Below are 12,368 nucleotides of genomic sequence, written 5' to 3' on the forward strand. Positions count from 1 at the left end.
GTACGGTCTAACTGTGGATACTTCCGTATCTTTGCAGCTTCAAAATAACGCTTATGATCACCAATGCTTTACAAGCCATTTCGCCTATAGACGGTAGATACGCCACTAAGACAGCTGCCCTTGTTCCTTTTTTTTCTGAAGAAGCCTTAATTAGGTATCGGGTGCAGATTGAAGTAGAATATTTTATTGCATTGGTGGAGCTTCCGCTGCCTCAGTTATCTGATTTTGACAAGACTCTTTTTTCCGATTTACGGGAACTGTATACTTCATTTTCTGTGCAAGATGCGGCACACATAAAGGAAACCGAAAAGATCACCAATCACGACGTAAAAGCGGTAGAATATTTTATCAAAGAAAAATTTGATGCTTTAGGTCTTCAGAAATACAAAGAATTCATCCATTTCGGACTTACGTCGCAGGATATCAATAACACGGCTATCCCCCTCTCCCTAAAGGATGCGATGAATGCCGTGTATGTTCCGCAACTCTTTACAGTAAGGGATAAACTAAAAGAATTAGCGTCAGACTGGGCCGACATACCCATGTTGGCACGCACTCATGGCCAACCGGCCTCACCAACGCGTTTGGGTAAAGAGATCGAGGTTTTTGTGGTTCGGCTGAATGAACAATTCGATCTTTTGAACGACATCAAGAGTGCTGCTAAATTTGGAGGTGCAACAGGAAATTTCAATGCACACAAAGTGGCATACCCCACTACCGACTGGAAAGCGTTTGGAACTGAGTTTGTACAAGACCGTCTGGGGCTTCACCATTCGTTCCCTACGACCCAAATTGAGCACTACGATCACATGGCAGCCTTATTCGATTGCTTAAAACGCATCAACACCATTCTTATCGACCTGGATCGTGATATTTGGCAATATGTAGCCATGGATTATTTTAAGCAAAAGATTAAAAAGGGGGAAGTAGGTTCCTCTGCTATGCCCCATAAAGTCAATCCTATTGATTTTGAGAACAGTGAAGGAAATCTGGGGATTGCAAATGCACTATTTGAACATTTGTCTTCCAAACTTCCTATTAGCAGGTTGCAACGAGATCTTACGGATAGCACCGTACTACGAAATATAGGAGTCCCTATTGGACATACGCTTATTGCGTTTCAATCCACATTAAAGGGTTTGAACAAATTGCTTCTAAACGAAGAGAAATTTGCAGAAGACCTGGAAAACAATTGGGCGGTCGTAGCAGAAGCCATCCAGACCATCCTTAGGCGTGAAGGTTATCCCAATCCGTATGAAGCATTAAAAGGTCTCACACGAACCAACGAACGGATCAATCAAACCTCGATTGCCAATTTTATTGAATCGTTAGAGATCCATGAAGCCGTAAAAAAAGAAATGCATGCTATCACTCCCGGAAATTACACCGGGATTTAAATAAAAAAAGGCTTCATGATGAAGCCTTTTTTTATTTTGACAGTGCCTAATTACATAGCGCTACTATCGGTTTTTGTTTCAAATAATTCTCCAATTGTTTTTAATTGAGAGGCATCAATGTCTCCCCGATCTATAGAGTTCATCAGTTTCAGCATGCTGTCCGGCCGCATATCGTCTCCTAAAAGTCTGAAGACGGCAAAACCTCTTTCATTGTCACTGGCAAATACAATTAGTTCATCGATGGCATCCTCTTCGCCAAGGTATTTTAAAGTAGCACCTTGATTATTAGAGCCCATTTTCATAAGGGTCTTATATTTCTCTTGCCCTATGATTTCCTTCAGTTTTGCCTTTTCAGCTTCATATTCTGCAACATTGCCGCTTTTTATTGGGTAGGCAACCACGTTGATCTTCTTAACGGTGCTGAGGATCTCCTTTTCTTCTTCGGTAAAACTTGCATCGTCACTTTGCAACAAACTGGTTGCCAGATCGATCTTTACAAACTTATCGTCATCTTGCTTATCTACTAAATAGCGTTGCAAGGAGGTTCCATCATTGCAACCGGTCAAGGCCAATAGAGCGAGAGTGAGTGCTGTTATATATTTTAAAAGTACCATGGTTATGATTTTTTCTTGTCAATGTTCTTAAGTTCTTCGCTTCCCGGAACTTTAAGATCCTGCGTAAGCTTGGAGATCTTCTTGAGGTCGATATTTCCTGTAATACTCATGATCACTGTCATTTTCTTTCCATCAACTTCACCGTCAAGGTGCATAAGCAGCTCACTTACAAAATTCTCATTCTTTCCTTCTTTGGAATAGAATTTTATATTCTTTCCATCATCCTTTACGCGCATCAATTCACTTAAACCTTTCGCCTTACCAATATAATTGGCTACTGCGGTATTCATTTTTTGTGCCACAGCAGGATTTTCGGTGGTGTATACCTTGATGTTATCTAGATTATTGACCAGTTCCATATATTCTTTCACTTCGGGATCGTTCGATTCCAGATCGATCTTACTAAGAAGTTTGAACATATTCTTGGTCACTACAACCGAAGTGACATCCTTCTCATCTTCAAAAGAGTCGAAGTTTTGAGCATTCGAAACCAGTGGTGCGAATGCAAGGGCTACTAAAATTGCTAACTTTTTCATGTGCTTGGTGTTTATAGATTATTTTAAAATTTTGTTTTTAGATTCTGAAAATTCTTCAATATGTTTCATGGTGGCAGTTCCTTTGGTAAACTCGTTCAAGTATCCCAATTCTTCCGCTCCTTTATTAAAATTGGCAGATAACAATAACATTGCTTCTCGGGTCTGTTCCAAAGCTGCCAATGCCTCGCGCTCTTCACTGGTTAATCCGGGTTGGGAGAAAAAGACACTTCCTATGGTCAATCCCACCACCAGTAGTGCGGCAATTCCATACCACCATTTGGAGTTTGAACTCGTATCTTTAGGCAATGAAACTTCGCTTCGGGAAACTTCTTGACGTGCTTGCTGTAGTCCTGCGAACATTGGCTTATAAACTGCCAGATGCCCGGCTACCGCTGCGCCAGAAAAATATTCACGGAGCATTCGCTCATCTTCTAAGCTGGTCGTCCCTTCAAAATAGGACTCTAATAACCGTTCTATTTTAGCTAATTCCATATTTATATTGTTTTATCAATGCTTCCCGAACTGTCTTACGGGCCCGTGATAATGCCACACGGATGGCTGTTTCATTACTGTCTAAAATTTCTGCGATCTCTGCAAATTCAAATTGTTCTACGTCTCGCAATTGCAGGATCATCTTTTGCTGCTCCGGCAACGTCTCCATGATTGTAAAGACCAACGCCACACCATCTTCTGCTTCTATCTTCTTTTCCAGATTCTCATGATTCTGAAAGTTACTGTGAACAATCTTCAGGTTTCCTGCCTGTTTCGACTTTAACCGGTCCAAACAATAGTTCTTCGTCATCGTCATGGCAAAAGCTTCGGGGTTCTTATAACGCTTCATGTGCTGCTTTCCCTTCCACAACTTCAAAAAGACCTCTTGTACGGCATCTTCGGCTTCGTCACGAGACACAAGCAGTCGTTTGGCAAGCCTGTACAGCTTATCCTTAAAAGGCATGACGGTTGTTAAAAACTCCTTTTGATTCATGTGTTGGTTGGTTAGAACTCCCGCTATCTTAACTTCAAAAAGCAGGGCGGTCTATCATTACGACGAGTCACTTACAATTTTGTTACAATTTAGTTGATGTTTCACAATAATGTATCTATTTTAGGGGTTTACAAGAGATATCCCATATTATTTTTATGAAAAAGACAACCCTACTACTCTTAATTTGCGTTTCAATAACCTTTACCTCCTGTTTCGAGGATCGCGATGATAACGCACAGGTATCCACCACACTCGATATTCAAAATTTTATTTACCGAGGGCTTAACTTCTTTTATCTCTATAAAGCTGAAACCCCGGAACTAGCAAACGATGCATTTGGAAATGCGGAGGAATTGAACGCCTTTTTAAGTGCTTTCGACACTCCGGAATCACTCTTTGATTTTCTGAAAGCTCCACAGGATCGCTTTAGCCTTTTGGTAGATGATTATATTGCGCTGGAAAATGCTCTAAACGGTATCACACTAAACAACGGTATGGAGTACGGGCTCGTCTTTTATCCCGATGGAAGCGGGAATGTATTTGGCTATGTTCGTTATGTGATCCCCAACACCAGCGCTGCTGCAGCCGGACTGGAACGAGGCGTGATCTTCAATACCGTAGATGGCCAACAACTCACTGAATCAAATTTCAACGAACTGTTAAGTCCGGTGACCTATACCATTGGCTTGGCGGATTTCGACGGACAAAACATTATACCTACAGGTAGTAGTGTAACCCTTACCAAAGCGGAAATAGCCGAAAACCCAATCTACATTGCTACTACCTTAAATGTCGATGGACAAAAGATAGGATACCTTATGTATAATGCATTTACTGGGTCTTTCGATTCTCAATTGAATGCGGCCTTTGCGCAATTTAAGGCAGAAGGCGTGACCGATCTTGTTCTAGATCTGCGCTATAATGGGGGTGGTTCTGTTCGCACGGCAACGGATCTTTCCGGAATGATCACAGGACAATTCGCCGGAGAATTGTTCTATACCGAACAATGGAACGAAGATCGTCAGGCAGAATATGCCCAGAACGGAGTCTTTACTACAAGCTTGCGATCGGGAGAACCGCTCAATAGTTTAAATCTTACTAATCTGTATGTCTTGACCACTAGTAGAACTGCTTCTGCCAGTGAACTTGTTATAAACGGATTGACACCTTATATAAATGTAGTACAAGTAGGCGGTGCAACCACCGGAAAATTCCAAGCTTCTTTCCTGCTGTATGACGCTCCTGCTCCCAATTTCAGTAGAAGTCAGGCCAATCCGGGGCACACCTATGCGATGTTACCGCTTGTTTTCAAAACCGCAAATGCCAATGGCACTACAGATTATGTGGATGGTTTGATGCCGGACATTCAGCTAACGGAAGACTACAGCAATTTGGGAACCCTGGGGAACGTAAATGAACCTTTACTGGCTGCTGCCTTGAATGCCATCACCGGTACTCCTGTTCCGTTACGGTCACCCTTTATGCCTTTGGAAGAACTTTCTGAAAGTAAAGCCTTAACGCCGGTTCATCAAATCATGATTGCAGAAAAACACTAACATGGGCTTTTATGAGTTGTTCTTAGGGACACGTGCGTCTGCCGCGATCAAAATCGAAGGGTAAAACCTATATTTAAATTCCTGCCCAGTGTTTGATAGCGATATAGTTCTTCATATTCGGTATTCAAAACGTTTGTTAGTGCGGCAAAAAGAGTTAGATGCTCTCCTATGTTGGTTGATGCATTAAGGTCCAGCACATTGTAAGCTCCCAAAATCACCCTTGTATTTTCGAATGTTACGGGGTCGAAATAAGAATCCTCGCGATCATCTGTCCAACGATACTGCGCGCTTATGGTGGATCTATCATTAATTTGATAGCTTACATTTCCATTGATCTTATGTTTCGGAATACGCAGTGCAAACTGCGCATCGGCTTGTGTAAAGGTGTAATTTGCCGAAAACCGCAACAACTCAAAGAACCGCTTGGATATTTCTACTTCCACACCCTCGGTTTCAAAAACTTCATCTGTATTTCTATATTGATATTCGAACTGGTCCGGGTCTGCTAGGATGAAATCAATATAGTTCTTTTCATTCCTTCGGAAGTAAATAGCGCTTATTCTAATCTCTTTTTCTGAAGTGAACTCGAATCCTCCTTCTATGGTTGCATTCTCTTCCGGCAACAAGGTATTGTTTCCGTAGAGCGGATCGAATACTTGATACAGCGAAGGCGTAATAAATGCTGTACTGTAAGACCCCAGCAGTTTCATTGTACCCTTTCCGAAGTGAAATCCATACGACGGATTGATTTGATAGACCAAGTGAGGCTCGTAGCTGCTATGTGTGTTTAAACGCATTCCGGCACTTAGATTCAACCCAAAAGGTGCGCTATAAACAAAGTTGACGTATGGGTCGAAACCGTTAAATTTGGCATTGTCCTCGTTTACATCCTCAATAAAAGTAGTTCCTCCAAAAGGGATGGTGAAGGCGTTGAATGCGCTGTATTGATACCCAAATCCTACCATGACAGAAAGGTGTTCTGAGAATTTATGATTCACATAATTATCCAAATTGTAGGCCTTCGAATCGTAGCGCGCAGGAATGCCCGATGTGATCACTCGCTCGACCCATGTGTAGGTATCATTAAAAACGTAAATTCCGTTACTGTATTTCCATTCAAAATTTCCACCGGTACGCAATTGTTCTGTGACCGACAAGTGGTTAGCATCTTCGTAGCTGAAATTGTCAAAACCCGCTTTGAACTTATCAAAGCTGAAAAACTGACTCATTTTTACGTTTTCTGAAAATTGATACCCCAGATTGAAGCGTCCGTTGATCCTGTTGAAGCGGTCAGATTCGAAGGGTGGCTCTCCTGCGGGTGCTGCCACAGCCGAAAGTCCGTTGGTATACCTATTTCCAAAATCGGCTCTATAGAAAAACTTGCGGAGCGTCCCGTGAAAGGCCACATGATTTGTAAAAGCCTCGATCGTGCTGTCACTGTCATCGTCTTCGGCAGCCGAATTAGTACCGTAACTGGACGTGAACGTAGCGGCAACTGGTGCCTCGGACGTTTTTCGCGTAGTGATACTTATCACGGCCGTTGCAGCTCCGGAGCCATAAAGGACGCTGGAAGCCCCTTTTATGATCTCGATTCGCTCAATAGCAGACGAGGGAAGTAGCCGAAGGTCGTAGTCGTTCGCAATTTGTGACGGATCTGATAAAGCAACACCATCCACAAGTATGAGTACCTGCCTGTTTCGCCCTCCACGTACAAAGTAGCCAAGGTTCTGTCCTTCATTACCGGAACTACCGTTAATTTCTATCCCAGAAACCTCATTGATCCATTGCGCTACCGTTTTACCGGGATTGGAGCTAAGCATTTCTTGAGTAATACTGGAAGTGACCTTTCCTGTGTTCTTTCGAGCGGTTGGTCGTTTGGTCACTATGGTAACCGAATCCAGTTGCTCCCTTGTTTCACTTGTTTGTGCTGCTGCAGTAATAGCAAGCAGGAACCCGCAAAGGGTAATACATACTTTTATCATCGTTTTCTTGCTCCTTACAGGAACGAATTAAAACGGAAAAAGGAAAAGATTTAAAATAGAACGCCGGTATACCTAAATGAATCAGGAAACAGTAGCGCATTTCAATCCAAACTTTTATCCCGAAAGTTTAACATTATTGAATGTTGGCAGGTCTCCTGGCTTTCTCATGTACAACCTTCCCGTCATCCTAAAGCTGACAGTGGTTTTTGAAGTTTTGTACGATCATGCCAACGGCATGACAGATTACAGTTGCGGGTACAGCTTCGGTATTGCACCGAATTCCCTATTAAGCGTATTTTCCGGATTAGGAAGGTACGCACCAAAATTCACTGCGAAAATAAGATTTTAATTCGGTAGTCACACAACACAAAAACTACTATTTTTGAACATGCGAATACCCATCCTTCTTATACTTTTTGTGTTGGTCTCTATTTCATGCAAAGACCCAAAGCGAACTTCTTCTTCGGAAGCAGGAGCTGTACACACAAAAGAATTAAAACATGCCAAAGGGTTTAGAATCGCCTATATGGACGGCTATAAAACCATCACGATCACGAATCCGTGGCCGGGTGCCAAAGAAGAATTCACCTACCTGCTGATCGAAAAAGGCACAAATGCCCCTACTTCCAAACAATACGATGCCGTTATAGAAGTTCCGGTAAGATCTGTGGTGGTTACTTCTACCACGCACATTCCTTCGTTGGAAATGCTGGACGTATCTTCCGCTTTGGTAGGCTTTCCTAACTTAGACTATATATCATCGCAGACCACCCGAAATCGAATCAATGCGGGTGCCATTAAAGAACTTGGAAAGAACGAAGCCATCAATACCGAAGTCCTTATCGACCTCAATCCCGATGCGGTGGTGACCTTTGCCGTAGAAGGAGGCAACAAAACCGTGGATGCTATCAAAAAAACCGGAATTCCGGTGCTGTACAACGCAGATTGGACCGAAACAACTCCTTTGGGAAAGGCAGAATGGATCAAATTTTTTGGGCTGCTCTTTGGAAAAGAAAAGAAAGCCGACAGTATTTTTAAAGAGATCGAATTCAACTACCAGACCGCAAAGGAGCTCGCAGCTTCAGCCGGACGAAAGCCCACCGTGCTAAGTGGGGCTATGTATCAGGATGTGTGGTATCTTCCACAAGGTAACAGCTGGGCAGCGCAGTTGATCGAAGATGCTCATGGTGAATATCTCTGGCATGCTACGGAAGGAACCGGTAGTATTTCTTTGAATCTGGAAGCCGTGTTGGAAAAGGGACAACATGCCGACTTTTGGATTGGACCGGGGCAGTTTACAGGCTTGCAACAGATGCTGGAATCCCATCCCGTATATGCCGAGTTTGAAGCCTTTCAACAAAAGAACGTCTTCAGCTTTACTACTAACAAAGGTGTTACAGGAGGAGTGCTCTACTATGAGTTGGCCCCTAACCGGCCGGATCTTGTTTTACAGGACATGATAAAGATCCTCCACCCACACCTACTTCCGGAGTACGAATTCTTTTTTTTCAGCAAACTTGAATAGTGGAGCGTTTAAAAACATACAGAGTCTCGTTCCTATTTCTCATACTGTTGCTTTTTGCTGCGCTTTTAATAAATATTAGTTTCGGTTCGGTCGCCATCCCAATTGATGAGATCGTCACCACCCTTATTGGAGGGGAGGCCAGTAAAAGCTCCTGGCACTTTATTATTTTGGACTATAGATTACCCAAAGCGGTAGTAGCCGTCTTAGCCGGAGGAGGTCTGGCGGTCTCCGGCCTATTGATGCAAACCCTTTTTAGAAATCCTTTGGCGGGACCTTTTGTTTTAGGAATTAGCAGCGGTGCCAGTTTGGGGGTTGCATTGCTTATCTTGGGAGCCGGTGCTTTTGGAGGATATGTAAGCGGACTGCTTCTAAGTCAGTGGAGCTTGGTACTTGCTGCTGCAATGGGTAGTTTTTTAGTTCTTTTAACCGTATTAGTCGTCACCTTCAGAATAAAAGATACCATGGCCATTCTTATTATTGGATTGATGTTTGGGAGTATTACTGCGGCGGTGGTTGCTGTGCTGTCTTATTTTAGTAATGCAGAACAACTTCAACAATATATTTTCTGGAGTTTTGGAAGTTTAGGAAACCAGTCATGGCAAGGTGTTGCTATGCTAAGTCTCTTCTGCGGCGGTGGTTTTTTGTTAAGTTTTTTGCGCAGTAAATCGTTAAATGCACTACTGCTGGGTGAAAATTATGCGAAGAGCATGGGATTACACCTAAAACGAACGACCTTTTGGATTATCATCATCACTAGTATTCTGGCCGGGAGTATCACAGCGTTTGTAGGTCCCATAGCATTTGTAGGACTGGCGGTCCCCCACCTCACCAGACAATGGTTCACTACTTCAAATCATTTTACGCTCATTCCTGCCGTCATGCTGTGCGGGAGCATCTTGATGCTCATTTGTGATACGATCGCACAATTGCCTTTTAGTGAATACACACTCCCCATCAATGCAATTACATCGTTAGTGGGAGCTCCGGTTGTGATCTGGTTATTGGTACGTAAACGAAAATTACTTTTTTAATGGCTTCGGAAGAACAACATACCATACTAGATGTTCATGCACTGGCGATAGGATACGCGCTTAAAAAGGATAAGAACGTGATCGCTGAAGGGATATCGTTTTCACTGAAGCAAGGCACCCTTGTAGGATTGGTAGGTGCTAACGGAATTGGAAAATCCACCTTGCTTCGAACGTTGTCCGGTATGCAACCCCCGTTGGAAGGTTCCGTCTTGCTTCAGGGAGAACCCTTTAAGAGCTATTCGGTTTTAGGTCTGGCTGCCCAATTGAGCGTCGTTCTAACCGAAACGCCTGCCTCTAAGAATTTGACCGTTCAAGAGTTGATCTCTCTTGGAAGACAACCCTATACTAATTGGATGGGAAGACTTTCAGAAATAGATATAAAGGTCGTCAATGAGGCCATGGAGGTCACAGATACCAATTCCTTATCCCGGCGAAAGTGCTTTGAACTAAGCGACGGACAACTGCAACGGGTATATATTGCGAGAGCGCTGGCACAGGATACGCCGCTCATTCTTCTCGACGAACCCACCACTCATTTAGACCTGTATCACAGAGCGTACGTGCTTCAATTATTGAAACGACTGGCTACGGAGAAAAATAAATGCATTCTATTTTCTACCCATGAAATTGATCTCGCCATACAATTGAGTGATCTCATGGTTGTAATGTCCAGCGACGGAACCTTTGTGGACCAGCCGTGCAATTTGATCACCGCCGGGAGATTTGACGCACTTTTCCCTAAAGATGTTATCCGTTTCGATCCCAAAACGGGGCGCTTTGGAAGCATAAAATAAGAATCAATTAGCTGTTTTGGTGTTGTGAAGTCACTCTTGAAATAAGTATCTTTACGCAAAAGATGCATCCATGAACGAAACCCTTCTGCTTTTCATCATTGCCTTCGTTTGCCTGTTTATAGGCGCTTTTGTTGGAAATCTATTTGCCCGTATGCGCAGCAAGAATGAAACTACGGCCCTCGAAGCACGTTTAGAACAATTAAAACAACAAGAAAAGAACCAGAACGAGCGTCTGGAGGTCGCCTTACTTGAAAAGGAAAATATTCGAAAGGAGAAAGAATTTCTAAATGTTGAACTCGCAAAGCGTAATGCGGCCTTCGAAAATCTCGACCTGAAGAATAAAGAACAGAAAGCCGAAGTAGAAAAGCTTCAGGAGAAATTTACCAAAGAATTCGAGAATCTTGCCAATAAGATTTTGGATCACAAATCGGAGAAGTTTACCAAACAGAACAAGGAGAATCTGGATGGGATCTTAAAACCGCTTCAGGAAAAAATAGACAAGTTCGAAAAAAGAGTTGAAGACAGCCATAAAGAGAGTATCGACCGCCATGCGATGCTTCGCCAACAGATTATTGGATTAAAGGAGCTTAATGAACAAATGAGCAAAGAAGCGACCAACCTTACCAAAGCCTTGAAAGGCGACAGTAAGATACAGGGAAATTGGGGGGAACTGGTATTGGAACGGGTATTGGAAAAGAGCGGATTGGAAAAGGATCGTGAATATTTCATTCAGAACAGTTTTACGAATGACGAAGGGCGACGCATATTACCGGATGTTGTTTTGCACCTTCCGGACAACAAGAAAATGATCATCGATTCTAAGGTCTCTCTGGTCGCTTACGAACGTTTTGTGAATGAAGACGAAGAAGATGATCGCGCTCGCTACCTAAGGGACCACATTGCTTCTTTGAAGAAACATATCGATCAACTAAGTGCTAAAAACTATCAGGACATCTATAAGATCGAGAGTCCGGATTTTGTACTTCTGTTTATCCCAATAGAACCCGCATTTGCCGTAGCTTTAAATCAGGACAACAGCCTGTATAACTGGGCTTTCGAAAAGAACATTGTTATCGTCACGCCATCTACCCTATTAGCTACCCTACGTACGGTTGACAGTATGTGGACCAATGAAAAACAACAGCAGAATGCGTTAGAGATCGCGACACAGGCCGGACGTCTATACGACCAGTTTGTCAATCTAACCGAAGATCTTATTAAAGTGGGTAACCAATTAAATACAGTCAAGGGAAGTTACGATTCTACCATGAAGAAATTGACGGGCAAAGGGAATCTTATTACCCGAGTCGAAAAATTAAAAAGGCTTGGTTCCAAAGCAAGTAAGTCCATGAACGATAAACTTCTAAAGAAAGCTGAAGATGAAAACGAGAGTTAATGTCGCATAGCTACAACAATAGGGAAGTTGAAGTTCTGTGGTGCGCATAAAGGAATCATTCTAGGTATTCGGTCTTATTGATAGTTAATTGAAAATTAATTCAACGTCCACACCTAAAAGATTTACTTAACTTTACAATCCTTAAGCCACACCCCATGAAAAAGATCCTCTTCATCATATTAGGAAGTATTCTCGCGCTATATTTAATATATTTTGCGTTTGTTGCTTTTGTACCATATAGCGAAGGTACGCGTGCCGGGGAATTAATTAAGTTTAGTCATAAAGGTGTTATCGTAAAGACTTGGGAAGGCGAGATAAGTCAGGGAATTAGCGGTGCCCAGATCTTTGAATTTTCAGTGCTGGATAGAGAAGAAGAGGTAATCTCCAAACTACAAGAATTTCAAGGGCGGTATGTAAAACTTACGTATGTAGAACGTTTTGACACCTTCTTTTTCTGGGGGGACACAAACTATTTTATCACCAAAGTGGAAGAAGAACAATCACCTCATTTCAACAGGAACTAACATCATTTAACTTTTCATGAACTTTTCC

General features: G+C 42.7%; 12 protein-coding genes and 1 riboswitch. Of the genes, 7 read left to right on the top strand and 5 right to left on the bottom strand.

The window, feature by feature from the left end; translation table 11 throughout:
- Positions 1-53: 53 nt before the first annotated feature.
- Positions 54-1,397: an adenylosuccinate lyase gene (gene purB / locus JS40_RS04105; RefSeq protein WP_034258599.1), complete on the top strand. Its 1,344-nt coding sequence runs from the start codon at positions 54-56 to the stop codon at positions 1,395-1,397.
- A 50-nt stretch (positions 1,398-1,447) separates the two neighbouring features.
- Here purB and JS40_RS04110 read toward each other — a convergent pair whose 3' ends face one another.
- From JS40_RS04110 to JS40_RS04125, 4 genes are read right to left on the bottom strand one after another with little or no spacing between them, the layout of a single operon-like run.
- Positions 1,448-2,011 carry a DUF4252 domain-containing protein gene (locus tag JS40_RS04110; RefSeq protein ID WP_034258601.1) on the bottom strand — a complete coding sequence of 188 codons (564 nt, stop codon included), beginning with the start codon at positions 2,009-2,011 and terminating at the stop codon, positions 1,448-1,450.
- A gap of 2 nt (positions 2,012-2,013) precedes the next feature.
- A complete protein-coding gene (locus JS40_RS04115) occupies positions 2,014-2,547 on the bottom strand; it encodes a DUF4252 domain-containing protein (protein WP_034258603.1) in 534 nt (177 codons plus the stop codon).
- A gap of 18 nt (positions 2,548-2,565) precedes the next feature.
- Complete coding sequence (locus JS40_RS04120; RefSeq protein WP_034258606.1) at positions 2,566-3,039, bottom strand: hypothetical protein; 474 nt, start codon at positions 3,037-3,039, stop codon at positions 2,566-2,568.
- Positions 3,026-3,532 (bottom strand): RNA polymerase sigma factor, encoded by a 507-nt coding sequence (locus JS40_RS04125; RefSeq protein WP_034258607.1) that lies wholly within the window; start codon positions 3,530-3,532, stop codon positions 3,026-3,028. Before JS40_RS04125 ends, JS40_RS04120 begins: the two co-directional genes overlap by 14 nt.
- A 155-nt stretch (positions 3,533-3,687) precedes the next feature.
- Between JS40_RS04125 and JS40_RS04130 the strand changes: the two genes are divergently transcribed.
- Positions 3,688-5,088, top strand: a complete 1,401-nt coding sequence (locus JS40_RS04130) for a S41 family peptidase (RefSeq protein ID WP_034258609.1) — start codon at positions 3,688-3,690, stop codon at positions 5,086-5,088.
- Between the two features lie 47 nt (positions 5,089-5,135).
- Here the strand turns inward: JS40_RS04130 and JS40_RS04135 are convergent, their stop codons facing one another.
- Entirely contained in the window at positions 5,136-7,070 is a 1,935-nt protein-coding gene (locus JS40_RS04135; RefSeq protein WP_034258611.1) for a TonB-dependent receptor plug domain-containing protein, read from the bottom strand.
- A gap of 128 nt (positions 7,071-7,198) precedes the next feature.
- Positions 7,199-7,409: riboswitch (cobalamin riboswitch) on the bottom strand.
- 49 nt (positions 7,410-7,458) lie between these two features.
- Here JS40_RS04135 and JS40_RS04145 point away from each other — a divergent pair.
- The 5 genes from JS40_RS04145 to JS40_RS04165 all read left to right on the top strand — a co-directional run bounded on the left by JS40_RS04145 (position 7,459) and on the right by JS40_RS04165 (position 12,340).
- Positions 7,459-8,595 (top strand): ABC transporter substrate-binding protein, encoded by a 1,137-nt coding sequence (locus JS40_RS04145; protein ID WP_034258613.1) that lies wholly within the window; start codon positions 7,459-7,461, stop codon positions 8,593-8,595.
- Positions 8,595-9,626: an iron ABC transporter permease gene (locus JS40_RS04150; protein ID WP_034258614.1), complete on the top strand. Its 1,032-nt coding sequence runs from the start codon at positions 8,595-8,597 to the stop codon at positions 9,624-9,626. Before JS40_RS04145 ends, JS40_RS04150 begins: the two co-directional genes overlap by 1 nt.
- The gene (locus tag JS40_RS04155; RefSeq protein WP_034258615.1) at positions 9,626-10,420 is read left to right on the top strand and encodes an ABC transporter ATP-binding protein; all 795 of its coding nucleotides are present in this window, start codon (positions 9,626-9,628) and stop codon (positions 10,418-10,420) included. Before JS40_RS04150 ends, JS40_RS04155 begins: the two co-directional genes overlap by 1 nt.
- A 70-nt stretch (positions 10,421-10,490) precedes the next feature.
- Positions 10,491-11,816, top strand: a complete 1,326-nt coding sequence (gene rmuC / locus JS40_RS04160; RefSeq protein ID WP_034258616.1) for a DNA recombination protein RmuC — start codon at positions 10,491-10,493, stop codon at positions 11,814-11,816.
- Between the two features lie 155 nt (positions 11,817-11,971).
- Positions 11,972-12,340, top strand: coding sequence for a hypothetical protein (locus JS40_RS04165; protein WP_034258617.1), 369 nt, complete (start codon positions 11,972-11,974; stop codon positions 12,338-12,340).
- The last annotated feature ends 28 nt before the right edge of the window (positions 12,341-12,368 follow it).

Origin of the sequence: Altibacter lentus, assembly GCF_000746845.1 — a bacterium.
Classification (GTDB): domain Bacteria; phylum Bacteroidota; class Bacteroidia; order Flavobacteriales; family Flavobacteriaceae; genus Altibacter; species Altibacter lentus.